The organism is Prosthecobacter sp. (assembly GCF_044222565.1).
Classification (GTDB): domain Bacteria; phylum Verrucomicrobiota; class Verrucomicrobiia; order Verrucomicrobiales; family Verrucomicrobiaceae; genus Prosthecobacter.
On sequence record NZ_JBGANA010000004.1, the window covers coordinates 393934 to 419358 of the forward strand.

The window sequence follows — 25425 nt, forward strand, 5'->3', positions numbered from 1 at the left end:
ACGTCGTCTGGTTAGGCTTCTACGGAAGCAGTCCCAGCGACTTCAAAAACACATCCGCCTTTTGCATAGTGTCATCGTACAGCGCTTTGTTGCGCATGAGGTAGCCGTGTGCGCCTCCTTCGTTGGTGTCGAGTTCGCAGCGGTTGCCGGCCTTGACCATCGCCTCCTGAAACGCCTTGGCGCCCGCATACGGCGTCACGGTGTCTCCTGTTCCATGGAAGATAATCGTCGGCGGCACACCAGCGCGCACGTGATGCAGAGGAGACAGCTCCTGCCAGCGTTCACCGATCTTCTCACTCCCATAGCCCTCCTTTGAGGTGTCGATCACTGGAAACAGCAGGACCAGCGCGTTTGGAGTCGCCGGGATTTTGAGGTCATCGTCCGACTCGTTCACCTGTTCAAAAAGGGCCGTGGCAGCCGCGAGGTGCCCGCCCGCCGAACCCCCGCTCACGATGATCTTCTGCGTATCAATGCCGAGGTCCGCCGCATGCCCACGAATGTAGCGCACCGCCGAGCGCGCATCCTTCACGCAGTCAAAAACACTGACGTTCGTCTTCTTGCTGTGCAGCCGGTACTGCATGCTGATGCCCACCAGTCCCAGCTTCGCATAATGCGCTGCAAAGGGGTACATCCGTTGTGGGTTGCCGCCAGTCCAGCCACCGCCGTGGATGATGAGAAAGCACGCGCGGCTGTCTCCCGCCTTGAAGCCTTCGGGTTCAAATACATGCAGTTTCAGCTCGTTGTCTCCCGCCTTTTTGTAGGTCAGCACCCTCGTCGGTGTGAGCGCCGCGGCCATTTGGTCCACGGCGTCAGGCGCTTTTGCTTTTGCCGCAGGGGCGGGCGTTTGGGCGTGCGCATGTGCTGTCAAAAGAGCGGCGAGGAGTACCAGTGAGAACTGTTTCATAAGAGATGGGGCATGAACGCGTCCGCACGCGCGGACTTTCACGAGCGTGGGCTGCGCCTCACTCCAGGTTCGGGTCTCCATTTTGCTGCCGCCAGCCTCGCAGCTTGGCCGCGAGTTCTTCCCTTCGCTTCCGCTGTGCAGGGTCTGCGCTCAGGTCCTGCATCTCATCCGGATCACTCAGCAGGTCAAAGAGCTGCTCCCGGCCCGCCTTCGGGTACAGCACATACTTCCACCGCTCATCGCAGATCATGCGCTGCGTGTCGGTAAAGGCTCCCGTCACAAACTCATGCACACGCTCCGTCTTGTGTCTCAGCAGCGGTACCAGGCTCTTCGACTGCACTGTTGCGGGAATCTCCACTCCAGCCAGCTCACACAGCGTGGGAAAAAGATCACTCAGATTCACCAGAGAAGCACTGCGCTCCCCCTTCGGAAGCTCCGGCCCGCAGATGATCAGCGGGCTGCGGATGCTGTGCTCATATTCATTCTGTTTCCCCAGCAGCCCATGGCTTCCCAGTGCCAGCCCCTGGTCACTCGTGAAAATGATGATCGTCTCCTCCGGTCTCGGCAGCGCCTCAAAAATCCGCCCCACCTGCGCATCCAGGTCCGTGATCATCGCATAGTAAATCGCCAGCTCTTCGCGCACCTCGCTTTCCACACGTGGCGTATTCAGCAGCAGTTCATCGCGTCCCTCGATGTTTCCATGATCAAACGGATGCCTCGGTGCAAAGTTCGCCGGCAGCCGCATCTTCGCCGCTTCATAGCGGTCCTTCATCCCCGCCGGCCACTGGCGCGGATCATGCGGAAAGGCGAAGTTCACATGCAGAAAGAGAGGCTTGTCCTTCGGTGCCGTCTTCAGCGCATGGATCGCCCCGTCCGCCATGTGGCGGCTGTTGTCCGGTTGCAGACCCACACCCTTGTCCAGTTCAGCCTTGTTGTCCGCATCCTTGAAAGTCCATCCGCGATACCCCGTCAGCGGCCGCCCGCGCCCATCCATGTCCGGCTGCACAACACCTTTGCCACCGCCACTCGAATACAGCCCGCTCGTCGTCATGTAGCCACGCTGTTTCGGATGCCCGTCATTGTGCCATTTGCCCGTGTAACACGTATGGTAGCCCGCCTTTTGCAGCGTGCCCGCCAGCGTCGCCAGCTTCGGATCAATCGCCCCCGCAGGATACTGCGGCAGCGCCTTAAAAGCAGGATTGCCCGTGAGAATCTGCGCACGGCTCACATGGCAGATCGGATAGCCCGCATACGCGCGCGAAAAGGAAGTGCCTACAGCCACCAGCCGGTCCAGGTTCGGCGTGTCGATCACCCCATTTCCCAGCGCGTGAATCGTGTCCGGCCTCTGATCATCCGCCACGATGAGAAGAATGTCCGGCGCAGCCTGAAGTCCAAGGCCGAAGGCGAGAAATAAAAACAGCAGACGCATGCCGATGAAAACGCCACTCACGGCGTCTCCCATCACACTTTCTCCCCGCCGCCCAGCTCTGCCACATACACCTGCCGCAGCCGCTTGGTAAACTCCGCCGCGCTTTCGTCCGGCGGACTTGCGAGCGGCTCCCCCAGTGAGATGCGCATGCGGATTTTCTTGTCCGGAAGATGCCACAGCGGCCACCCTTTGCAAAGATAGTCGCTGTTCGTTTCGATGAACACCGGCCACACCGGCGCGCTCGATTGCGTTGCGATGATGCCCAGCCCGCCCTGCAGCGTGTTGATGCAGTCCTCCATTTTTCGCGTGCGTGTGCCTTCAGGAAAAAACAGCAGCCGGTCTCCCTGGCGCAGCGCCTCGATGGACTGCTGCAGCATCTTGTGCGCCGGTTTGTTCGGGATGAAGCCCGCCAGCTTCGAGCCTCCGCGTAAAAACGGGTTGTGCATCAGCGATGCCTTCAAAATGCAGCGCAGCCCGTGGACCTTGGACAGGATGAACACCGCATCCCACAGCGCCGGATGATTCGGCGCGATGATCAGTCCGCCTTTCACGCCCTTCAGCGCATCAAATCCTACGTACTCGCATTCATACACACCGCACATCCGCAGAAAGGCCAGAAAGACCCGGAACGCCACGCTCAGCAGCCACTGACCCAGCGCGCGAGATTTTTCCAGCGGCAGCAGCGGCACCAGAACCGCCCCGGCCATCACAAACATCAGCCCCCCCACCGCCCAGTAGGCCATGCTCAGCAGCAGCACAATCACATGCCACACCTGCATGATCACGCGGCAGACCAACGGCGCTGCGCTGGTGCATCTTGGCGATTGCTCTGTCAGTGAATCGTGAATATGACCACAGCATGCCATCTCCCCCCGACCTTGTTCAAGCGCTTTCCTCCCTGCCTCACGGTTCTGAGTTTCGCTTCATCGATGAACTCACCGAGCTCAATCCCGGCGTCTCCGCCAAGGCCGTGTGGAAACTCCAGGGAGACGAAGAATTTCTACGCGGTCATTTTCCCCAGGCGCCCCTCATGCCCGGCGTGCTCATGATCGAGGCGCTTGCTCAGCTCGGAGGCATCCTCATTCAAACCCGCCCCGGAGAAGCCCGGCTGAAAAATCTCCGCCTCACCGCCGTCCGTCAGATCAAAATCCTCGGCAGCATCACCCCGGGCCAGTCTCTCCACATCAGCGCCTCCCTGCAGGCCGTTTTGGACACCCTCGGCCAGGTCACCGGCGAAATCCGCGACGACTCGGGCAATGTCATCCTCACCGGCGCCGTCACGCTCGCTGGTGAGCGCTGACCGCTTCACTTCGGCAGCCTCAGCATGAAGCACGCACCTTCCTTGTGCGCCGCATCCAGCGTGATCGCGCCACCCAGCGCCGTGGCCAGCCGGCGGCACAGCGCCAGCCCCAGTCCCACGCCCGGAGCAGAATGCGCCGCCTGGTCCGCGCTTTTGTGGAAAGGATGAAAAATCCGCCGCCGCTCACTGCGGGAGATGCCGCCGCCATGGTCCCGCACTTTTAGCATCGCAAACTTCCCGCTCGTGTCAGCCTCCACATGGATCACCGGCTCCGCCGCTCGAGGTGCCGCATATTTGCACGCGTTGTCCACCAGGTTGAAAAGGATCTGCTCCACCGCCGCCGCATCCACATGCAGCAGCGTTTTGCGGTCCGCCTCGCTCGCCTGCACCCGCACCTCCATGGCGCAGTCGCTCGCCCGCTGCTGCAGCCGGGGCAGTATCCGGTCCAGCAGTTCACCTATCGTCACATTCTCCGCGCGCGCCTTCGCGCTGCCGCGTTCCAGTCTCGCATAAGCCAGTACATTTTCCACCAGATGGCTCAGCCGCCCCGCCTCTCCCGTCAGCGTGTCCAGGTACGTCTTTCTCTGCGCATCATCCGCCACCATGCCGTCCGCCAGCATTTCTGAATACAGGCGGAAAGTCGTCAGCGGCGTGCGCAGCTCATGCGTCACGGCGGAGACGAAATCAGCTCGTCGCTCGCTCAGCGCCACCGTTCCAAACAGCACCAGCCCCACCGCCACCGCGGCCAGCAGCACACACGCCAGCGCGATGCCCAGGGACCTGCGCAGCGGCGTCCAGAACGGCAGCGGCGGCAGCTGGATCGCACCCGGCACCAGCCGCACTGGCAGCGCCGCAAAGCGCAGCAGGTCATCCTCGGGTCGTGTGCCCGCCGTGGCATTCGCCGCAGGCTCTAGCTTCGCATCGGGAAAGAGGTCGCTGATCTCCCGCAGCAGCGCCGTGCGCAGCGCGGGCCAGTCCAGCCACACCCCCTGCACCATGCGCACCCCATCCAAATAGGCCTCGCGAGTCAGCATCAGATTGCCGCCGAGCCAGACTCCTTGAAACGGGCGCGAGCTGTTTCCGCTCCGGTTGTACATCACGGCAGTTTGCCTCTCCAGGCTCAGAGAGTTCGTGCCCCCGGGGTCGGTGATAGCCATCTTTCCCCCGCTTTCCACCATGGTAGATGCCGCTGCCTTTGCTGCGGGTGCTGGATTCATTGGTGTCAGAGCAGCAGGCATGGCAGCGGGAGGCGGTGCAGGTGCTTTTGCCTGAGTTGCGCCAGGTGCGGTTGCTGGTGCTGGTGCCGGTGCGGGCAAGGGCTTGTTGTCTTCCGCATCCTTGTCATCCTTCGCTTCGGCAGCCGGCTTCGGCATCGCAGGCTTTGAGCTTGGTTTGCTGTTCTCGCCTGGCTTGTCAGCCTCTTTCTTCAGTGCTTTGGCAGGCGCAGTCTTGGTCTCTCCCTCCTTGGAGTCGTTGAGCACCAGCGATCCACCGCCCATTTTCAGTTTGATCATCGGCTGCTGCTTGATCGCCTCCTCCGCCTGCTGATTCACTGCGCGGCTGCGCGAATAATTTTCCGAATTGTTCAGCATCAGCTGCTGGGTGGTCAACTGGCCCTGCTGCGCGTTCCAAGCCGGATTGCGCGGCATCTTCGCGTCATTCATCTCTGCCGGTTTTGAATCATCAATGTCAAAGCGCGCCACGCAGGCCATCTCCGCCAGCAACTGGCGATTAAGCACAAGGCTCGGCGCCGGTGCCAGCCCTCGGGCTGGCGAAGCGGAAGCGGAAGTCGCAGGAGCAGGAGCAGGAGCAGGAGCAGGAGCAGCAGCAGGAGCAGGAGCAACGGCTGAAGTGCTCGTCCCACGTCCTCGGAAGGGTTCGCGCTCCTTTAGCGGCGGGGTCAGTTGCACCGGCCGCCCCAGCAGTTCCCGCAGTCCGCTCAGCCGCTGTTCGCTTCGCGTCAGGTCATCGGCATTGATGAATTGCGCCAGCGCCAGCGTCCGTTCGTTGTTTTGCGGCACTTGTGGCGACTGCACCTGGCCGCGTGAATCCATCTGAAAATGCAGCAGCACATGCTCCGGCACTTCGGACAGCAGCGGAGACGGCACCAGCACCTCTCCCTTCGCCACATTGTCATAGGCCTTGTTCACCACGCCTTCTGGAGCATGGAAGGGCCTGAAATCATACGAGGGTCGTGCATTCTCACGGATCATGAGCGCACTCGCCTGGAAATCCAGCCGCCACAGCGCCAGCCTCACGCGCTCCTGCTGCTCCGCCTCACGCGCCGCCATTTCACGCTCCCTCTCCAGCGCCAGCGTATTCCAGCTCACCCACGCCATCGCCGCCAGCAGCAGCCCCAGGCAGGCGATGAACGTGATCCAGATGTGAAGCGGTTTCCGCATATAAAATAAGCTTAAAAGACCGAATGCCTGCAAATCAGCCGTCAATTTTCCGGCTCCGGCATTAGTGTTCCATAAGTGTTCGATTAGGGGTTTAAAAAATCATGAGTCACGCCAGTTGATATCCTTTCCCCCGCACCGTCACGATCACCCGCGGCGCTTCAGCATCATCTCTCAGCTTATGTCGTAAATTGGCAATGTGCATGTCCACCGTGCGCGTCTCCGTCTGCTTGTTCTCGATGTGCCACACCCGCTGCAGCAGCTCCTCTCGCGAAACCGCCCTGCCTCGGTTCAGCGCCAGGTACCGCAGCACATCACGCTCTCGCTCAGACAGCTCCGCGCTCTCACCATTGTCAAAACGCGCCAGACTCTGGCCGAAATCAATCGTCGCTGCCGTGAGAGTCAGTGTCTCGCTCACAGGCTGCCGTTCAGGCGCGCGGCGCAGCACCGCCTCCACCCGGGCCAGCAGCTCCCGCACGCTGAAGGGCTTCACCACATAATCATCCGCTCCCAGTTTCAGCCCCCGCACCCGGTCATTCTCCTCGCCACGCGCCGAGAGAATGATCACCGGCGTCCCTGGTCGCTCCCGCCTCAGCGCCTTCAAAATGTCAAACCCCGTCGCATGCGGAAGCACCAGATCCAGCAGCATGAGATCAAAGGTGGAGCCCAGCGCCAGCTTCATTCCTTTGTCGCCATCCCCCGCCTCCAGAGTCGTATGCCCCGCAAATTTCAGCGCATCCAAAACCCCGCGGCGGATCGCAGCATCATCTTCAACAACGAGAATGGTGGCAGGCATGGCGTAGTTTCAAGGGGTGCGGGGAAAAATGCACGCCCAAAATCATCCAGCCATCCGCGTTCTTCGTCTGTAAACGGTCTGTAAATAGAACTGGACTAAAATCAGCCGCGTATGCATGCTCTCCGTCGAAGTCATATTGTCGCGCGAACAATACGCCGAACAGCTCATCGGAGCGCGGACTTCAGTCCGCAGCAGGTCGCCCGCACAGAAAAGGAAGTCATCCACACTGCGTGGGGCTCGCAGACGAGTGGCAGGAGGCTTCTTCGCTGGCGCTTTTTCATCTTGCCTTTTTCATGCCGTCTTCAGAGAGTCATCAAATGGTCGCCATCCTCTTTTTCGCCGCTCTGCTGCTCGTACTCGCGATTACCATCCTCCTGCGAAACTTGCCACTCCACTGGCGCGCTGCATTGCTGGCAGGCATCATTGCGCTCTGGTTTTGGGGCATGGCTTTTGCCGTGTCTCACTACATCAAGTTCTCTCACATCTTCAGGCATGCCGTGGGCGATCCCGCCGCTGCTGCACAAGCATTGGCCGACTGCTTGACCATCAGCTCTGCGGTGAATTCCGTCACAGTCCCTCTCCTCATCCTCTGCTCGATCATCTTCATGATCCATCGCCCGCGCACAGTGCCCGCTCCTGCCACCCCACCTGCCATCCTATGAATACCGAAGAGGCCGCAATCGAAGTTTGCCACTACTCCTTGGTCGATTACATCTCCATGGCCGGATGGACGTCTCGCCCATTGGTCTTATCCATACTGGGTCTGCTCATCCTCGGCATCATCCTGTTCAAGAAGCGGCCCTCCCCCAGCGTCCGCTGGGGATATACCATGGCGGCTTCTCTGCCGCTCTTTATCGGCTTCGTCGGCACGACCACAGGCCTCATGACAGTTCTTTCAACTCTTGGCTTAAAGGGTCCTCCTGACAGGGCACGTTTCCATGCAGCCATGGGAGAAGTCATCCTGCCACTCACCATCGGCCTTTTCGGCGCAGCCATCGCAATGACCCTGGCCTTCTTCATCTGGATGCGCAGCATGAAGCCGGCCGGACAATAGTCACCCGGCCGGCTCACCTCATTCAGAATTCATAATTCATCCTTCATAATTCGTTTTCACTTCTCCCACGCGATCCCCTTCTTCTCCGCCTGCTCCCTCAGCGCCTTGCTCATCGCGGTGTCCAGTGTGTCCTTCCCGCTCGACTCCTTGCGCTTCGTCGCCACATAAGCCTCCCGGTCCTTGTTCAGCGCCAGCACCTTCTTCTGAATCTCCGCGCGCTCCGCGATTTTCTTCTCCAGGTACGCCTTCCGCTCCTCGAGGCTCATCTTCTTCATCTCTTGTGGCAGATCCTCCTCTTTCACCTTTGAGATGTCGAAATCCTTCTGCTTGCACGCATCGACGAGATCCCAGGTCGTATTGCAGTAGTTGGCGCTGGCCTTGCTGATCACACGCTGCACCTGCGCACCCGATTCCGCCTTCGCCGCCGCATTGTCATCCTGCGTGAGCTGCCTCGCCTTCGCCGCCGGAGCCGTAGCCCCGTAGTTCACATACGTGCTGTTCAGCGCCTCGTTCAGCTTCACGATCTCCTTGTCCTGCGGTGCATCGACGTGCACGATCGCCTGGTTCTGATCGATCACCAGATACTTGCCGTCTGCCAGCAGCGCTCCCTCGCTCCAGTGCTCCGCGATCCCCTGCGCTTCACCCCCGCAATGAATCGTGTTCACGATGATCCCCTTCGCGATCGCCTCCTTGCAGCTCGTCTTCGAATCCACGGGCCCCTGCGTAAACGGCTCGTTCCCGGCGATGAAGATCGCCTTGTACACTTTCGGATTCGCATCCCACGCCAGGTCTTTCGTCGCCCGCTGGATCACCGCTCCGCAGTACTCATCTCCGCCGTTCGTCGTCAGCGCAAACAGCTCCTCGGACACCTTGTCCAGGTCCCGCGTCAGCGGCTGAATCTGTCGGATCCAGTTTTCTTCAGGCCGCAGCGAGGACTTCCCGTATTCATACAGCGCCACCTGCACCGCCGGCGTCTTGCCACCCTGCTTCGCGGAGATGAATTCGTTCACCAGCTTCCACAGCTGCGTCTTCGCCTGTTCGATCAGCCCGCTCATGCTGCTGCTCGTGTCCAGCAGCACCGCTATCTGCACCAGCGGCGTTTCAGCCGCGGCTTCCACCTTCGTCACCTCCACCACCGGTGCTGGCGGTTGAAGGTCTTTGGCTTTGGCCAGGCACGCAGTCAATGCCGCGGCGATCAGGATATGTTTTGTTTTCATAGTTGATGTTGGATTGATTGATTTGTTTTGAGTTGAGTTGATTGGACCGACGAAAAATCTTCAGCGCACCAGCACCACCTGGCCTCGGTGCTCCAGCAGCAGCTCTCCACGCAGCGCCAGCAGTCCCTGCCGGTTGTCCGCCGCCAGTTCATCCACCAGCCGGCCAAACTCGGCGCTGCCGATCTCGATGACGCGGTCCGGAGCACGTTCAGCCTTTGCCGCGCTCGCATCCGTCCACCGGTTCCCTTTGTTAAAGAGCGCTCCACCCTGGCACTGCTGCACCTTCGTGATCTCGATGGCCTGCATCTTGTCATCCAGCCAGCGGTTGCGCACATTCAGCTGCTTCGACTCCGCTCCCTTCTTCAGATTGTCCTGCTGCGCCACGGCAGCAGGCCCGCTGCGCATCTTCATCGCCTTCTCGCTGTAGTTCTCCGCCGCCTTGCTCGCATTCGCCGGTGCCGCCGCCAGGGAGGTTCCCTCCTCAGCCAGGAAGGCCGTGTATTCACTCAAGATGCCAAACTGCGTGGACAGCCGCACGATCTCATTCACCAGCTCCGTCGTATTCCCGGTCCCGCCATCCGCACCCATGTCACGGATCGCTTCGCTCAGCACCGCGATCTTGTTGCTGGCCCACAGCCGCGCCACAAACGCATTCGCCGTGCTCGCCTTGTTCAGGTTAAATGTGAAGTCGAACTTCCGCTCCCCACCCGCCTCGGCCCCCGTCAGCTGGAAATGCAGCGGCGCTTCTCCGCGGTAGGTTCCCGAAAGCAAAATCTGCTCACCCTCAAACACATCTGGCAGCGGGGCAGGGATCATGTCGCTCACCCGGTTCGGATCATCCTGCACCCGCAGCGCAGGCTTTGTCAGCAGCGGTCCGCGCAGCCTCTCAAACACACGCCCCACCTTCACCTCCACATCCTCCCTCGGCAGCACAAACTCCGCCGTCGCCCGCGTGTCACGCGCCATCCGCGTTAGCAGCGCCGTGTTCACATCCACCCCCACGCCAAAGGTAAACACCCGCCGCTGATGCGGATTCCCCTTGGCCACCGTCTCGCGGATCGCCTTCTCCGAAGTCTGCCCGATCGTCGGCAGTCCATCCGTCAAAAACAGCACGATCGGCAGCATCCCATCCAGCGGCTTCTGCCGCAACGCCTCCACCACCGCGTCATGGATGTTCGTGCCGCCGCTCACTCGCAGCGCGTTGATGTACTCCCGCGCCTGCTTTGTCGTTTCTGCGGTCTTGATCACCGGCTGCGCTGCAAACGTCTCCACCGCCTCATTATAGACGATCAGGTTGAATCCCTCCCCGTCCTTCAGCCCTTCGATCACCTGCAGCGCTGCCGCCTTGGCCTGGTCCAGCTTCGGTCCCGCCATGCTTCCGCTGCGGTCCAGTACCACCGTCACCTCTCTCAGCATCTCCTTCGCATCCGCCTTCGGCTTCGGCGGCGCCATCATCACCAAAAAATACCCGCCTCCGATTTTCGGGTCCGGATACGCCAGCAGCGAAGCCGTCATCTCATCCTTCGCATCTCGCAGCAGGCACACCCGGAACGCCCCCGGGGCTTTCGTCTCACACGTCAGGCTCGCCTCATTCCCGTTCGGCTGCTTCACCGCCACCTCATGGCTCGGTGAATAAATCGAAGCAATCCGCACCGCCGACTTCACCCGCATCGTCAGCTTCCACGGCACCGAATACTCCACCGCCTCGGACCGCGGCAGTACATAATCTATCCGCGCCCCGTCCGCCTCCAGCAGCTGCTCATACGTCACCCGCACCTTTTGCACTCCGTTCGCCGGCACCGGAAACACGCTCGACTTCACCACCGCGTTCCCCACAAATTCCAACAGCGCCGGATCCCGCGTCTGCGCCACGATGCTGTCGTAGATCCGCCGTGCCTCATCCCGCGGCAGCAGCCTCGCTGTCCCCTCCGAGTTTCCGCCCTCAAAGGCAAACATCTTCAGCACCGCCCCGCTCGGCACCGGCACCAGCAGCTCAGACTCCTGCGGCCTCCCTGTCGGATTCCGCAGCGCGATGTCCAAAGTCGTCGTCGCGATCTGATCCGCCACGTCGATCCGCGCCTCCACCTCCGTCACCACCACCGGCTGCGCATGGATCACCCGCGCACTCGGAGAAATCCACCCCGGCATCCGCGGACTCTGCGCCATCAGGGGGCCGGCCATAAAAACAAACAGAGCACAAAAAGTCGTCTTCATGGCTCCAGCGTCCTCCACGCCCCCGGCCTCGTCTGTAAACCCACTGTAAACCCCCTCCCCGGCCGCCCACTCCTCTCCTCCGACAAATCATAAATCATCAATCGTAACTCATAAATCCCACCTCCCTCGCCCTTCCCCATGCCCCTCGCATCCCGCATATCCCAGTCTCGGCTCCCGGCGAAGAAGGCGAACTCCCCCTTGCCAACCCCGGAAGTCCCCCCATATTCGCGCCCCCCTACCAGCCCCTCTTATGGACATCTTCATTGGCATTCTCACTGCAGTCGAGGTTATCGTCTGCCTTCTGCTCATCCTCGTCGTGCTCATGCAGCGCCCTCGTCAGGAAGGCCTCGGCGCTTCCTTTGGCGATGCCGCCGCCAGCCAGGTCTGGGGAGCTCAAACCACCAACGTCCTGCAGAAGTTCACCGTCTATCTTGCCATTATCCTCTTCGGCATCACCATCCTTCTGGCCGTGCTCGTCAGCCGCAAGCAGAACGCCGCCAAGGGCCCCAAACTCTTTGGCGATGCCAAGCCCGAAGCCGTGGCTCCCGCTCCCGCCACCTCTCCTGACGAAGAGCTCAAAGCCAAGCTGATGAAGCAGATCCAGGAAGCCGCCTCCAAAGAAAATGCCGCCAAGGCCGGCGACCCCGCCAAGCCCGCCGAGGCCCCCAAAGCCGACGACAAGAAAGCAGCTCCCGCTCCTGCCACCACTCCGGCTCCTTCTCCAACTCCCGCACCTGCGTCCGCACCGACCCCGGCTCCAACGCCAGCTCCGGCTCCCGCCGCTGCTCCAGCACCCACGCCGGAACCGGCTCCCGCTGCTGCTCCAACTCCTACACCAGCACCCACGCCGGCCCCAGCACCAGCCCCCGCACCTCCAGCGGATCAGCCGAAGTAAGTCTTCCCTCCTTCAGTTCCCCATTCCCCCACAGGGCACGACGCAAGTCGTGCCCTTTCTTTTTTCCGCCCCCGCTCCAACAACCGAGAACCAAGAACAAAGACCCAAGAACAAAAAAGCACATGTGCATTTCCGATAGCGCCCCGTGCGAAAACGGACTTCCCATCCTCCGTTGGTTCTGCCTACCATCACGCCAACCATGAAACGCCTCATCCTCGGCCTCGCTCTGCTGTCGTCATTCGCCATTCCGCACGCGTCCTCTGCGGCGGAGCCGCTGCGAGTCTTCATCCGCTCCGGCCCCAAATCCCACGGCCCCGGCGCTCACGATCATCCTTCCTTCCTGCGCGACTGGGTCCCCCTCCTCAATGAACGCGGTGCCAAGGCCACCGGCGGCGATGCCTTCCCCACCAAGGAGCAGCTCGCTCAAACCGACGTCCTCATCCTTCACCTCGACAGCGGCGGCGACATCAAAATCGGCCAGGAGCGCAAAGACCTCCTCGAATACCTCCAGCGCGGCGGCGGCATCGTCACCATCCATGCCGCCTCCGTCTCCAAAGACCACGACTGGTTCAAGACCATCATCGGCGGCTCCTGGCACCAGGGCCAGACCAAATGGCGCGAGGGGCCCATGCACCTCTACTTCACCGATCACGAGAATCCCATCACCAAGGACCTCTCGAACTTCGCCATGGACGACGAGATCTACTACGACATGGACGTCCTCCCCGAGTGCCGCATCCTCGCCGGAGCCTACACCCCCAAGCCCGCTGGCGCCCGCAATGAAAAAGCCGCCAAGCGCGCCGATGAAATCACCAAGGGCGGCAAGGAAGTCAGCATCTACGACATCCAGCCCCAGGTCTGGACCTATGAAAAGGACAACTACCGCTCCTTCGTCAGCATCCCCGGCCACTACTACGCCAACTTCAGCCGCCCCAATTTCCGCGCCCTTCTCCTCCGCGGCATCGCCTGGGCCGGCAAACGCGACAACGTCGATGAACTCTGCAAGCCCGACGAACTCGGCGACAATCTCCGCTACGTCGAAGGCGGCCCCACCCGCCCCGAGAAAGCCGCCGAAAAACTCGAGATCCATCCCGAGTTCGACATCTCCCTCGTCGCCAGCGAGCCCCTCATCAACAAAGTCATGAACGTCGATTGGGACCCTAAAGGCCGCCTCTGGGTCTGCGAGACTCCCGAGTACCCCAATGGCCGCCGCGAGCTCAATGTCGAAAAATGGAAAGACAGCGGCTCCTGGACCAAAAAATACGACCGCGATCCCATCGACCGCATCTCCATCCTCACCGACACCAATGGCGATGGCGTCATGGATAAAAAACACGTCTTTGCCGACAAGCTCGAACTCGTCACCAGCTTCTGCTTCTACAAAAACGGCGTCATCGCCTGCGCCGCCCCCGACATCTGGTTCCTCGAAGACACCGATGGCGACGACACCGCCGACAAGCGCACCAAGCTCTACACCGGCCTCGGCACCGGAGACACCCATGCCGTCATCAACAATCTCCGCTGGGGCCTCGACGGCTGGGTCTATGCCACCCACGGCTACAGCTCCGGCCACGTCACCTCGCCCGATGGCGCCAAAGACTTCGGCACCGACGGCTCCGGCGTCGTCCGTTTCAAACCCGATGGCAGCGCCTTCGAACAATACGCCTCACGCGGCGGCAATACCTGGGGCCTCGACATCACCTGGGACGGCCAGGTCTTCTTCACCCAGCCCACCAGCGGCAATCATTTCCTCCACGTCGTTCTCCCCGAGTACGTCCTCGCCAAAGGCAAGCTCCCTGGCGTCATGGGCACCAATGGCATGCTGCCAAAGGAACCCACCTATCCCCTCATGTCCTGGCCCGAGCAGGCCTACGTGCAGATCGATCAAGTCGGCAGCTACACCGCCGCCGCCGGTTGCGCCATCTACGAAGGCGGCGCCTGGCCCGCCAGGTGGAACTACAGCTATTTCACCACCGAGCCCACCCTCAACATCGTCAGCCACTTCTTCGTCGAAAAAGACGGCGTCACCTACAAAGCCCACCGCGAAGCCGGACGCGAGCAGACCGAATTCATCCGCAGCAAAGATCTTTGGTTCCGCCCCATCGAAAACCGCGTCGGCCCCGATGGCGCTCTGTATGTCGTCGACTTCTACAATCAGGCCGTCATTCACAATGACACCCGCGGCCCCATCCACGGCCCCGCCAACGCCGCCGTCCGCCCCGACCGCGACCACTACTTCGGCCGCATCTGGAAAGTGCAGCACAAGAAGGCCAAGAAGCTCGATGTGGTGAAGCTCGACAAGAACGATCCCAAGCAGCTCCTCTCCGTGATGGAGAAAGGCGCCAACGCCCACACGGCCGAGCAGGCTCTCCGTCTTTACATGGAAGCCGGAAATCAACACCCGTCCGACATGGTGCCCTCCACCGGCAGCGCCGCTCTCAAGATCTTTGATGTAGAGCGTGATGCCGCAGCCGATCCAAGTCGAGTTGCCAGCATCATTGAAAACTATTCCAAGGCTCAGGATGATTGGACCCGCTCTGCCATCATTGCCGCCTGCAGTGATCACGCACTTCCTGCCATTCAGGCGGCGATTGCCAGCCCCGGCGCTGCCAGGATCGATGCCTTTGTGTCCGCCCTGCTGCCAGCATCGCTGCCAGCCAATACCACCCAGCTCATCTCCGCCTGCGCCACCGCAGACGCCAAAGCCGACGCCCTCAAAATCATCATCCTCCAAGGCATCGCCCAGCAGCTGACCGAAGCACCCGCGCTCACCCCAGAGCTCACCGCTTCTCTCAAAAAACTCCTCTCCCAGCCCGCCCTCGCCCCCGCCACCTTGCCCCTCGTCACCAAGTGGGACAAAGCCGGTGCCCTCGCCACCGAAGTCAAAGCCCAGATCGCCACACTCAGCGCCAAGCTCGGCGACAAGTCCGCCCCTCTCTCCGATCGCATCAACGCCGCCAAATCCCTCATCAGCATCGGCGGCGATTCTCTTCGTATTGTAGTCCCGGCTTTAGCCGGTCCGGAATCTCCGCCAGCCCTCCAGTCCGCCATCATCGAGTCGCTCGGAGAAACCTCCGCCGTGACCGAGTTGGTCCCCGTCCTGAACCAGCTCAAGCCCGCCCTCCAGACCCAGGCCTTCGACGCCATCCTGAAACGCCCCGAAGCCTCCCTCGCTCTCCTCGCCGCCATCCAAAACGGCAAGATCGATCCCAAAGACATCGGCCCCGGCAACATCGCCCGCCTGCGCACCCATCCCAACAAGCAGGTCGCCAAGCAGGCCAATGCCATGATCGACAAGCTCAATCCCAACGCCAAGGCCAAGAACGAGCTCCTCGCCCAGCTCACCCCCGAAGTCGAAAAACCCGGCGATGCCGTCAAAGGCAAGCTCATGTTCACCGCCGCCTGCGCCGTCTGTCACAAGCTCGGCGATGTCGGCCTCCGCGATGTCGGCCCGCAGCTCACCGGCATGGGCGCTCACGGCCCCGCCGAACTCCTCGTTCACATCGTCGATCCCAACCGCGAAGTTGACCCCAGCTTCTGGGCCTGGAACATCACCACCAAAAAAGGCGAGACCCTCGCCGGTGTCATCACCACCGAAAATCAGGCCAGCCTCACCCTGCGCAATCAAGGCGGCGACTTCGAAATCAAAAAAGCCGACATCACCTCTCGCGAAAACACCCGCCGCAGCCTCATGCCCGAAGGCCTCGAAGCTCTCGGCGCTGAAACCCTGCGCGACATCCTCGCCTTCATCTGCGGTGGCGATCAAAAATTCCGCGTCATCGATCTGCGCACCGCCTACAACGCCGACAGCCGCGCCGGCATCTTCGCCAAGGAAGACGCCAAGGACCAAACCGTGACCCTCCACAAGTTCGGCAACGTCACCGTGGAAGGTGTGCCCTTCTTCGTCATGGACCCCGAAAAATCTCAAACCGGCGCCAGCCTCATCGCCCTCAAAGGCGGCGGCAAAGGCACCGTGGCAGAGAACTTCCCCGCAAAGGTCGAGATCGCCACCAACGCCACCGCCGCCTCCTTGCACTTCCTCGGCGGCGTCGCCGGCTGGGGCTGGCCCTTCGGTGGTGACAAAGCCCTCGGCCAGCCTGCCATGACCGTTCACGTCGAATTCGCCGACGGCGACAAGGAAAGCATCCTCCTCAAAAACGGCGAGCACTTCGCCGACTACATCGGCAAAGCCGAAGTCCCCCTCAGCGATGATGCCGGCGACTTCACCCGGCGCGGTCAGCTTCGTTACTTCGCGCTCAACTTGAAGAAAAAAGGCGCTCTCAAAAAGATCACCCTCGAAACCAGCGGCAGCATCGTCACACCCTGCACCGTCGCCATCACCGCCAGCGCCGAACCCGCGAAACTAGGTGGCACAGCGCCCATGCCAAAGACCAACGCAGTCGCTCCCGCCACCGCCGAAGCCGGCCCCAAAGAAGGCGGCAAAGGCGATGGCCCCCTCGTCCCCGCGACACCCATGAACTGGGAACCCGGCAAGACCAAAGTCCTCGTCATCGGCGGCGGCTCCTCCCACAACTTCGCCGAGTTCTTTGGCAAGACCGACGTCGCCACCCTCAAAGCCGCCGGCTTCTCCGCAAACTACACCGAAGACCGCGATCAAGCCGCCGCTGAACTCGCCAACGCCGACGTCGCCATCATCAGCGTGAACCGCAAATTCTTCGACACCGCCGTCTATCGCAAAGCCCTCTTCGACTTCGCCGCCGCAGGGAAGGGGATCGTCATGCTCCACCCCGGCACCTGGTATGGTTTCGGCAGCTGGCCCGAACTCAATGCCCAGATCGTCGGCGGCGGCGCCCGCGGCCACGACCGCATTCATCCCTTCGATGTCAAAGCCGTCAAAGCAGACCACCCCATCATGGCCGGTGTCCCCGCCTCCTTCACCGTCGAAGACGAACTCTACTACGTAAACGCCGAGCCCGACAAAATCCCCGCCGGCACCTCCAAGATCACCGTCCTCGCCGAAACCAGCCCCAGCGACAAATACAAAGCCCCTCACCCCAGCGTCTGGATCACCAACCACCCCAAGGCAAAAATCGTCGGCATCGCCCTCGGCCACGACGCCCGCGTCCACTACCTCAAGCCCTACCAGCAGATCCTCACCAACGCCGCCAAGTGGGCCTCCGGAAAGTAGCCCATCCTAGTAGCCATCTCGCTCCGTCGAGATGAGCCGTGCGCTCCCGCCGCACCTCCAGACATCATCCTGCTACAAAATACCATCCCACCACTGGATCCCTTCAGAATCGTCCTCGTCCTCCTACTCGAACTCGGCTTCCCCTTCGTAGCTTTAGCGAAGAATGGGTCCTCGATCCTTCGACTTCGCTTCACCGAGACCCTGCTATCCCCCCTCAACCCGGGCCAACGGCCCGCAGGAGTCAGCCCAGGGCGCAAGCCCTGGGTTGAATGACGCGGTCCATTCTCTCAAGGCCGCGCTCTGAAAGAGCGCAGGAATGCGTTAAGCAGCACCTCGGCGCGGCATCCTGCAATGATATCGATTTTCGGAACTGAGGTCCGCAGGGTGTTTTGGGCGACGTCCTCACCATTGCAGTTTGGAAGCCGAAGGAATCTTCAATTCACCCCAGTGGATCGGAGATACGGAAAGCGCACAGAGAATAAATTCAATCGCTGCCACCTCTGCCTCTTTGCCCCTCTGCGGCAAACCGAACGTCCTCAAGATCGTCTTCCTGGCAACGAGTCTTGCGACCGCCCCACCTCACACCCTCACAAAAATCCCACGCCGATACATCCACCGCGCCGTCACCAGCATCACCAAAAACGTCATCATCGCACCCATCCAGTCATAGGGTGCCGGAGTCTCAAACATCAGCCTCGCACTCACCACCCGAAAAAATCCAAACCCCGAGCACAAATACAGCGCGATCGGATTCGCCCCCACCCACAAAAACGGCCCCAGCCCTCTTCGCCATCCCCGCACATCCACGCTCCAGTAAAACACCCCCAGCAGCACCGCGCTCCAGCCTCCCGCCACCAGCACAAAGCTCGAACTCCAGATCTTCTTGATCACCGGAAAAAACGGATGCCACGCCCATCCCAGCGCGATCATCACCGCGCCCGTCACGATCAATCCACCCACCTTCCTCATCGGCCTCGCCTCACCCACCAGCCACTGGCCCCCCAGCACTCCCAGCAGCGCCGTCCCAATCGCCGGCATCGTGCTCAGGATTCCCTCGGGATCATGATCCCCGTCATACTTCCGCCCCGGCAGCCACACACTGTCCAGGTAGTTAGTCAGGTTCACGCCCTCCGCAAAATGTCCCGTGCCCACATCCGGCACCGGCACACATCGCAGCAGCCAAAAGTACACGATCAGCAGCGTCGCCATCGCCACGGTCAATCCGCGCGCCCCCAGCCATAGCGAAAGCATACCCGCCGCTGCAGAAGCTATCCCGATCCGTTGCAGCACCCCCAGCCACCGAATTTGATCCAAGCCATCCTTCAATCCACCGGATGCCAGGATGCCCAGAGCCACCAGCACCGCGGCTCGCATCACCAGATGCCTCACCGCCGTCCCACGTCCATCCCTCGCCACGCGCCTCGGCAGCGCAATCGCCATCGACACCCCCGCCAGAAACAAGAACAGCGGAAAGATCAGGTCATAAAATCGAAACCCCTCCCATTTCACATGCTCAAACTGCATGGCGATGTCCGCCACCAGTCCATTCCCCGGAAACGCCCGCCCCAGCACCTTCGTGACCACTGCGGACAGTCCCAAAATCCAGCACATGTCAAAACCCCGCAGCGCATCCAAAGACATCAGCCGCGCCTGCGGCGCGGATACAGAAGAGGTCACATCAGCCATGCCCCAAGCCCATATCAGGAATCCCTTCGCATGACCATCGCAAATTTCACCACGCCCGGTTTGGGGCGGGAGGGTGGTGGGCGCATCTCGGGGGAGCGAGAAGGGAGGCGTCCAAGATGGCTCCTTTGGCATTTGGGGGTGGCAAAGCGTGTGGAAGGGGCTATGGACATGGCCCACCTATTCGTACGACCATGCAACCGACGCCCGCAGCCCCTGAACATTCTGAGTCTGAACTTCTGCAATTTCGCCGTGAGAAGCTGGATGGACTGGTGAAGACGGGCATCGACCCCTTTGGCGGCAGGTTTGACACCACGCATCAGCCCGGCGCGCTGAAGGAGCGGATGAAGTCCCAGTTTGAAGAACTGCAGGTCAGCGTGGCGGGGCGCGTGCTTTCACGTCGTGAGATGGGCAAGGCGACGTTCTTTGACATCGGCGATATCACCGGACGCATGCAGTGCTACCTGAGCAAGGGCGATGTGGGCGACGAGGCTTACGTGCAGTTCAACCAGCTCATCGACATTGGCGATTTCGTCGGGGTGGAGGGGTTTACTTTCGTCACGAAGCGGGGTGAAAACTCCATCCATGTGAAGAAGCTGACACCGCTCTCCAAAGCACTGCGCCCGCTGCCGGACAAGTGGCATGGGGTCACGGACAAGGAGATCAAATACCGTCAGCGCTATCTGGACCTCATTTCGAACGACCGCAGCCGCGAGATCTTTGTGACGCGCAGCAAAATGGTGGCGGCAATCCGCGGCTACATGCAGGAGCATGGCTTTCTGGAAGTGGAGACGCCCATGATGCAGGACGTCCCCGGCGGCGCGGCGGCGAAGCCATTTGAGACGTTCTTCCATGCGCTGAACCAGCCGATGTTTCTACGCATCGCGCCGGAACTCTATTTGAAGCGGCTGCTGGTGGCGGGCTTCACGCAGATTTTTGAGCTGAACCGGAACTTCCGCAATGAAGGCCTGAGCCGCCGGCACAATCCGGAGTTCACCATGCTGGAGGCCTACTGGGCCTATGCGGACTTTGAGAAGATGGCGGACCTGGTGGAAGGCATGATCTGCAGTCTGGCGGAGAACTTCTGTGGTGGGCTCAAAATCGAGCACAAGGACGAGGAGGGTGCGGTGACGAAGACCATCGACCTTTCCCGCCCGTGGAAGCGTACTCGTTACACCGACCTGCTCAAAGGCGTCGATCCGAAGTGGTACGACTACACCCCGGAGGAGCGCAAGGCACGCGCACGTGAGTTGGGCGTGGAAATCGGCGCAAACTTTGAAGACTACGAAGTCACACAGCATGTGTTCGAGCGCCTCATCGAAGCCAGGCAGTTTGATCCTCTCTACGTCACCCATTGCCCAAAAGAACTCGTCCCCCTCGCCAAGCAGAACGCGGAGGACGGCTCGATCGTGGACGTGTATGAACTGATCATCAACGGCCAGGAAATCAGTCCTGGGTATTCCGAGCTGAATGACCCGATCGTCCAGCGCGAGCGCCTCGAGCATCAGGCGGGTGAGGAGACGCAGAAGATCGATGAAGAGTTCATCCTGGCGCTGGAGCATGGCATGCCGCCGGCGGGTGGCATCGGCATCGGCATTGACCGGCTGATCATGATGCTGACGGGTGCAGAGAGCATCCGTGATGTTATTCTCTTCCCGCAGTTGAAGCGGAAGGAGTAGCATTGGCGAGGACCTGATGGGTGGAGTCGAGGGCATGAGGCACTCGATTTTTGCCGCTGAGGAGCGAAGAGGCAGAGGGGGCAGAGTTTTTTTCTCTGCTGCTTTTGTTGCATTGCATCTCTGTTAGTCAGTCCCTCAGGGTTCGGCTAAAGCCGGTATACCAAGACGGCGCTGGGAGAGTGGATTCGCTAAGGATGGCTGGCCTCCTGCAGGAACCGTGGGACGCGCGAAAGTGGCGCTGAAGCGCACGTATGGATTGTTTCGCTGCGCGCACCTTTCGGTCAGCCTGCGGCTGTTTACTTTCGCTGCGCTGCGGTTCCTGGGACCTATCGCGCTGTTGGGCGCTGAATGGCGTTAGCCGGAGGTGGGGGGAGTGAGGGCGCTGGGATCGACAGACAAGAGTGTCTATCGCACTTCCACATAGGGGGCGCTGGGTGCATCTCGGCGGAGCGAGATGAGTGCTGTAATGAAGCGGTTACTTTTTGGTGGCTTTGCCAGCGTCGAGGTAGTCGAGGGCTTTGATGAGCCATTCGGCTTTGGGGGGCTGGTGCCCTTGGGCTGGGATGTTCATCAGTTCGACGGATTTGAAGCCCTCCTTTTTGAAGCCGTTCTCGAAAACGGCGCTGGTATTCTTGAGGTTGAAGTCTTTCTCTCCGGTGACGAGGACGTATCGGCAGTCGGTTTTGGCGAGACCGAGGATCTCGTCGTGCGGGATGTACCGGGCTTCGAAGACTTCGGTTTTGTCGAGCGTGACGATGTCGGTGTAAAAGTTGACGCCCATGAAGGCGATTGTGCCGGTGAACATCTCTGCGTAGGTGACGCCCAGCATGCTGGCGACACGCGCTCCGCCGGAGAAGCCGGAGACGTAAACACGCTGGTCGTCGATGTCGTAGAGATTGCGGAGGTTGTCGTTGGCATCGACGGCCATGCGCATGCGGGCAAAAACTTCGCGATTGTTGCCGGAATTGTGGGCGCCGACGAAGATGAGTTTCTTGTCGGCCAGCACGGCCTCCCACTCGGGAGAGAGAGACGGCGCATTGCTGGGGCTGATCCAGATAAAAAGGCCGTGGGGATCGCCCTTTTTGTATTTTTTGGGGACAATGATGTCGAACTTCTCCATGCCGATGCTGAAGGGCGGCGGCGTCTCGGCGGCGTGCATGCGCATCTTGAGCTGCGCGTTGTCAGAGACTTCCGGGGAGGTGCTGAAAGTGATGGGGGAACGGACGCCGGGCTTGATGCTGGTGTCAGAGGAGGCGGTGGTCTTCTTTGAATCGGCAGCACTGCAGCAGGTGGCGATGGTCAGGGTGAGGACGAGGAGGAAAGTGGTGTGCCGGATCATGGGACGATGAAAGCAAGAAGGCGCCGGGATGTCGATGGCGAAATGAGGGATGGCTGGCGGCCGCGGCCAAGTCGGCCCCACGATCCAGCGCCCGGGTGGGGGAAAGTTTCGTAGCCTGAGAATCATGCAATGTGGCGGTGGCGGGCGGCGTTCAGGGGCGGATATGAAGATCGCGACTATTCTTTCTGCCTTTGTTCTTGCGTTGTCTCTTTCGGCTGACGCTGCTGATCGTGCGCCGAACATCGTCTTCATCCTCGCCGATGACCTCGGCTACACGGACGTGGCCTGCTTTGGCTCCAAATACTACGAAACACCGAACATCGACAAACTGGCGCAGCAGGGCATGAAGATGACGCGCCACCATCACTGCCAGAACTGCCAGCCCACTCGGGCGGCGCTGATGAGCGGGCAGTATGGGCCGCGCACGGGTGTTTATACCGTGGGCGGGATCGGTCGCTTTGAATGGGAGTCCCGGCCGCTGCGTCCGGTGGACAACGTGACGGAACTGCCGCTGGAAAAGGTGACGATCGCGCAGACGATGAAGAAGGCTGGCTATGCGACGGGGATGTTTGGCAAATGGCATCTCGGAGAAGATGAAAAGCACCACCCAGCGGCGCGCGGTTTTGACGAGGCCATCGTGTCGATGGGGAAGCATTTTGGCTTCAAGACGCAGCCGAAGGTGGAGCACCCGAAAGAGGAGTACCTGGCCGACTTCCTGACGGACAAGGCGGTGGACTTCATCCAGCGGCACAAGGATGGCCCGTTCTTTTTATACCTGCCGCACTTCGGAGTGCATTCGCCGCATGAGGCGAAGGAGGACCTCATCGCAAAATTCAAGGACAAGGCACCGGTGGGCGGCCATCACAGTCCGGTCTATGCGGCGATGATCGCAAGTGTGGATGAGAGCGTGGGCCGTGTGATGAAGGTGCTGGATGAACTGAAGCTGGCGGACAACACGGTGCTGGTTTTCAGCAGCGACAACGGTGGCGTCGGCGGCTATGCACGCGAGGGCATCAAGAAGGGCGGAGACATCACGGACAATGCGCCGCTGCGCAGTGGCAAGGGCAGCCTCTATGAAGGCGGCACCCGCGTGCCTTTCATCGTGCGGTGGCCTGGAGTCACAAAGCCGGGCACGAGCAGCGATGTGCCCACGGTGCATGTGGATCTGTACCAAACGTTTGCAGACATCGGCAAGGCTGCCCTGCCAGAGGGACAGCCGCTGGACGGCGAAAGCCTCGTGCCAGTGTTCCGAGATGCGACCGCCGGCCTGAAGCGCGAGGCCATTTACCAGCACTTCCCGGGCTATCTGGGCGCAGGCGAAGGAACCTGGCGCACGACACCGGTAGGACTCATCGAAGTGGGCGACTGGAAGCTGATGGAGTTCTTTGAAGATGGACGCCTGGAGCTGTACAACCTCAAGGACGACATCGGCGAGCAGAAGAACCTGGCAATGGAGATGCCCGGAAGAGTGAAGGAAATGCACGCGAAAATGATCGCGTGGCGGGAAGGGATCAAGGCACCCATGCCGGCGAAGAATGAGGAGCAAAAGACAGCGAGCGAGCCGAAGAAGGGTAAAGGCAAGGGCAAGGGTAAAGCAAAGAAAGCAGATGAGTGAGGCGTGGTAGCTGGCGCTCTCCTCGCAGCCGTTCTGGCAGGAGTGGGATCATCCTGATCCCACACACTCTCGCTCCGCCCATCGTTCCCAAGCCGGAGTACGGGCACTCCCCGCGAATCTTCGCAGGAGCTTCAGTGGCCTTTCCGGGCGAGGTAAACAAACGCGGGCGGGACATTGCCCCAGACGATGCGCGAGGTTTCGACGCCGTGGGTCATCTCGTGCAGGAGGGCGCGAAACTGGCGGCCGCCGGGGAGCTTGTGAAAGCCCCAATACGCAAAGGTGGCGAAGCATCCTCCGGGAGCGAGATGGGGCAGGACATTGTTGAGGATGGCCTCCTGCAAAGAGCGGGGAAAGGCGGTCCAGGGCAGGCCGCTGACGATGGTGTCGAATTTTTCCCCGGCAGGGAGCACCTGGGTGAAGTCAAATTCCTGGGCACCGGCGCATTCGAAGCGCATCTTCGGGAAGCGGGGGCGGAGCTGCTGCACGAAAGTGTCGATGAGCTCGATGCCGAGATACTCAGAATCGTGTGGCATGGAGTCGGCGATGGCTCCGGTGAACGCACCGGTTCCAGGGCCGAGCTCAAGGATGCGCTTGGCACGCCAGACGCCTGCGGCCTCCATCATGCGCTCCGCCAACGCCGGGCTGGAAGGAGCCACGGCTCCGATGGTTTTCCAGTTGTGGCGCAGCTCTTTGACGAAGGTGACGGCGGACATTGAGCCCGATGGTAACGAGCACGTGGTGGGGTGCTAGGATTTTTGCTGGTGAGAAAGTGAAATGAAGGGGGAAGCCCATTTCGCGCAGCAAACAAGGCTACTTCATTTCGGAGGCGATGCGGCGCTGACCCTCCCCGGCGGATTGAGTGTAGGGGTGGGAGGGGCCGAGGCTTTTTTTGAAGCCAATTTGGGCGCGTTGCATGATGGGCAGCGCGTCTTTGAATTTGGACTGCGCTTCGAGGCAGAGGGCCAGATTGTAGCAGCTCAGGAAAACGTCGGGATGCTCGGGGCCCAGCACTTTCTCGCGGAGGGCCAGGACGGTGCGGTGCTCCTGCTCGGCCTCGGCATGGCGCTCCTGCAGTTGAAGTACGGCGGCGAGATTGTTGCGGCTGGCCAGGGTCTTGGGGTGGCGCTGGCCCAGGAGTTTTTCGCGGAGGGCCAGCACGGCGCGGTGCTCCTTTTCGGCTTCGGCATGCCGGCCGAGGTCGTTCAGCGCCGTGGCGAGATTGTTGCGGCTGTCCAGGGTATCCGAATGCTCGGGGCCGAGGATGCGCTGCCGTACGTCGAGCACGGCGCGATATTCCCGCACGGCCTCGGCGTGGCGCCCCTGCTCCTGGAGGGTGGCGGCGAGGTTGTTGCGGCTGAGGAGGGTGTCCGGGTGGTCTTTGCCCAGCACCTGCTGGCGTATCGCTAGGACGGCGCGGTTTTCTTTTTCGGCCTCGGCGTATTTTCCTTCGTGAGCGAGGGTCGCGGCGAGATCGCTGCGGCTGGTGAGCGTGTCCGGGTGCTCTTTGCCAAAGACTTCGCGGCAGGTGGAGACGATGACGCGGAGCTCCGCCTCCGCCTCCGCCAGCCTGCCCTGCGCCGAGAGGGAGGCCACGCTCTGATAATGCTGATGAAGCGCAAGAAGGCGCCCTGTGTCGTGTGCGACCTGCGCTTTTTGGGTCTGCGCATTCAGCGTGAGGCACGAAAGAATGCCGCCCGCACAAGCCAGCAAATATAAGAGCCGTTTCTGCATGGATGTGTGGTGATAATGCGG

General features: G+C 61.1%; 18 protein-coding genes. 7 read left to right on the forward strand and 11 right to left on the reverse strand.

All coding sequences use genetic code 11. The features are described from left to right. Window positions 1-19: 19 nt before the first annotated feature. From ACILSR_RS08240 to ACILSR_RS08250, 3 genes are read right to left on the reverse strand one after another with little or no spacing between them, the layout of a single operon-like run. The gene (locus ACILSR_RS08240; protein WP_395749268.1) at window positions 20-904 is read right to left on the reverse strand and encodes an alpha/beta hydrolase; all 885 of its coding nucleotides are present in this window, start codon (window positions 902-904) and stop codon (window positions 20-22) included. Between the two features lie 58 nt (window positions 905-962). After that, window positions 963-2333, reverse strand: a complete 1371-nt coding sequence (locus ACILSR_RS08245) for a sulfatase-like hydrolase/transferase (RefSeq protein ID WP_395749269.1) — start codon at window positions 2331-2333, stop codon at window positions 963-965. A 32-nt stretch (window positions 2334-2365) separates the two neighbouring features. Continuing rightward, on the reverse strand, window positions 2366-3112 hold the full coding sequence (locus ACILSR_RS08250) for a lysophospholipid acyltransferase family protein (RefSeq protein WP_395749270.1): 747 nt from the start codon (window positions 3110-3112) through the stop codon (window positions 2366-2368). Window positions 3113-3192: 80 nt separating this feature from the next. Here ACILSR_RS08250 and ACILSR_RS08255 point away from each other — a divergent pair, with 80 nt between their 5' ends. After that, a complete protein-coding gene (locus ACILSR_RS08255) occupies window positions 3193-3633 on the forward strand; it encodes a 3-hydroxyacyl-ACP dehydratase FabZ family protein (RefSeq protein WP_395749271.1) in 441 nt (146 codons plus the stop codon). A gap of 5 nt (window positions 3634-3638) precedes the next feature. On the opposite strand, the gene ACILSR_RS08260 is transcribed toward ACILSR_RS08255, so the two are convergent. Both ACILSR_RS08260 and ACILSR_RS08265 read right to left on the reverse strand, forming a co-directional pair. Continuing rightward, window positions 3639-6035: a sensor histidine kinase gene (locus ACILSR_RS08260; protein WP_395749272.1), complete on the reverse strand. Its 2397-nt coding sequence runs from the start codon at window positions 6033-6035 to the stop codon at window positions 3639-3641. Window positions 6036-6141: 106 nt separating this feature from the next. Next, window positions 6142-6828 (reverse strand): response regulator transcription factor, encoded by a 687-nt coding sequence (locus ACILSR_RS08265; protein WP_395749273.1) that lies wholly within the window; start codon window positions 6826-6828, stop codon window positions 6142-6144. Window positions 6829-7121: 293 nt separating this feature from the next. Between ACILSR_RS08265 and ACILSR_RS08270 the strand changes: the two genes are divergently transcribed. Both ACILSR_RS08270 and ACILSR_RS08275 read left to right on the forward strand, forming a co-directional pair. After that, window positions 7122-7490 carry a hypothetical protein gene (locus ACILSR_RS08270; RefSeq protein ID WP_395749274.1) on the forward strand — a complete coding sequence of 123 codons (369 nt, stop codon included), beginning with the start codon at window positions 7122-7124 and terminating at the stop codon, window positions 7488-7490. Beyond that, a complete protein-coding gene (locus ACILSR_RS08275; RefSeq protein WP_395749275.1) occupies window positions 7487-7882 on the forward strand; it encodes a hypothetical protein in 396 nt (131 codons plus the stop codon). The genes ACILSR_RS08270 and ACILSR_RS08275 overlap by 4 nt, the downstream gene beginning before the upstream one ends. Window positions 7883-7938: 56 nt before the next feature. Here ACILSR_RS08275 and ACILSR_RS08280 read toward each other — a convergent pair whose 3' ends face one another. Continuing rightward, entirely contained in the window at window positions 7939-9099 is a 1161-nt protein-coding gene (locus ACILSR_RS08280) for a VWA domain-containing protein (RefSeq protein ID WP_395749276.1), read from the reverse strand. A 60-nt stretch (window positions 9100-9159) separates the two neighbouring features. Then, complete coding sequence (locus ACILSR_RS08285; protein ID WP_395749277.1) at window positions 9160-11313, reverse strand: VIT domain-containing protein; 2154 nt, start codon at window positions 11311-11313, stop codon at window positions 9160-9162. Between the two features lie 250 nt (window positions 11314-11563). Here ACILSR_RS08285 and secG point away from each other — a divergent pair, with 250 nt between their 5' ends. After that, window positions 11564-12208, forward strand: coding sequence for a preprotein translocase subunit SecG (gene secG / locus ACILSR_RS08290; RefSeq protein WP_395749278.1), 645 nt, complete (start codon window positions 11564-11566; stop codon window positions 12206-12208). Between the two features lie 199 nt (window positions 12209-12407). Continuing rightward, window positions 12408-17357 carry a PVC-type heme-binding CxxCH protein gene (locus ACILSR_RS08295; RefSeq protein ID WP_395749279.1) on the forward strand — a complete coding sequence of 1650 codons (4950 nt, stop codon included), beginning with the start codon at window positions 12408-12410 and terminating at the stop codon, window positions 17355-17357. Window positions 17358-17936: 579 nt separating this feature from the next. Here the strand turns inward: ACILSR_RS08295 and ACILSR_RS08300 are convergent. Further along, window positions 17937-19043 (reverse strand): acyltransferase family protein, encoded by a 1107-nt coding sequence (locus tag ACILSR_RS08300; RefSeq protein ID WP_395749280.1) that lies wholly within the window; start codon window positions 19041-19043, stop codon window positions 17937-17939. Between the two features lie 191 nt (window positions 19044-19234). On the opposite strand from ACILSR_RS08300, the gene lysS reads away from it, so the two are divergent. Then, window positions 19235-20719, forward strand: a complete 1485-nt coding sequence (gene lysS, locus ACILSR_RS08305) for a lysine--tRNA ligase (protein WP_395749281.1) — start codon at window positions 19235-19237, stop codon at window positions 20717-20719. Window positions 20720-21194: 475 nt separating this feature from the next. Here the strand turns inward: lysS and ACILSR_RS08310 are convergent, their stop codons facing one another. Beyond that, the gene (locus ACILSR_RS08310; RefSeq protein WP_395749282.1) at window positions 21195-22058 is read right to left on the reverse strand and encodes an alpha/beta hydrolase family protein; all 864 of its coding nucleotides are present in this window, start codon (window positions 22056-22058) and stop codon (window positions 21195-21197) included. Window positions 22059-22221: 163 nt separating this feature from the next. Here ACILSR_RS08310 and ACILSR_RS08315 point away from each other — a divergent pair, with 163 nt between their 5' ends. Further along, on the forward strand, window positions 22222-23673 hold the full coding sequence (locus ACILSR_RS08315; RefSeq protein WP_395749283.1) for a sulfatase: 1452 nt from the start codon (window positions 22222-22224) through the stop codon (window positions 23671-23673). Between the two features lie 131 nt (window positions 23674-23804). Here the strand turns inward: ACILSR_RS08315 and ACILSR_RS08320 are convergent, their stop codons facing one another. Then, the gene (locus ACILSR_RS08320) at window positions 23805-24386 is read right to left on the reverse strand and encodes a class I SAM-dependent methyltransferase (protein ID WP_395749284.1); all 582 of its coding nucleotides are present in this window, start codon (window positions 24384-24386) and stop codon (window positions 23805-23807) included. 97 nt (window positions 24387-24483) lie between these two features. Next, on the reverse strand, window positions 24484-25404 hold the full coding sequence (locus ACILSR_RS08325; RefSeq protein WP_395749285.1) for a tetratricopeptide repeat protein: 921 nt from the start codon (window positions 25402-25404) through the stop codon (window positions 24484-24486). Window positions 25405-25425: the final 21 nt, after the last annotated feature.